The sequence below is a fragment of the Oleiphilus sp. HI0132 genome (assembly GCF_001635845.1).
Genome location: NZ_LWGJ01000591.1, coordinates 1 through 658, shown reverse-complemented (window position 1 = coordinate 658; position 658 = coordinate 1). Strand labels below are relative to the sequence as shown.

Here is a 658-nt window from a genome sequence, read left to right as displayed (position 1 = left end):
CGCGAACCAGCCGAACGGTGCTACGTCTATTCAGTTTCTTATTCTTTTTGGTGTTATTTTTAGCCACCGGATAACGCTCACCATGGTAACGTGTACGGATAATATCGGCTTCCAGACCATTATTGATTAAGTAATCCCTAACGGCTTGCGCGCGTGCTTTAGATAAGCGCCGGTTATAAATTCTACGGCCAGTACTGTCTGTGTGACCATCAACATAAATAGCTGTCACACTCGAGTCATTTAAGACATAGAGAACCACCAAATCCAGTGACTTTATATCACGCTCGGTTAGATCTGACTTATCAGATTCAAAATGCACACGCGTTTTCTCGACCTGCCTAAAATTAACCGGCAACAAACCTGCTATACAATCAAGATAGCCATTATAGATTGACTTGAAATTAACACTATTAATTCTAACCCTGATTGAATCATCGCTGTACCAAGCTTTCCGGGTAAAAGTTGGCGTCATGCCTTCTAATAGGCCCTGCATCATATTAGTCGCTTTAGCTCTAGGCACACTTAAAGGCTGATCACTATCTACAACGTCGACATAACCCAGATCCTGAATTACCTTGCCCGGCTTCCAAGATGAAGCCTCAACCACTAACGCCGCTTTACCCGGTTTCATAGGGTTATTATTAGTCATCGTATAGAA

At 42.9% G+C, this 658-nt stretch carries 1 protein-coding gene; it reads right to left on the bottom strand.

All coding sequences use genetic code 11. The features are described 5' to 3' along the window. The coding region (locus A3766_RS07235; RefSeq protein WP_156508755.1) for an OmpA family protein at positions 1-658 on the bottom strand (658 nt) is incomplete at both ends.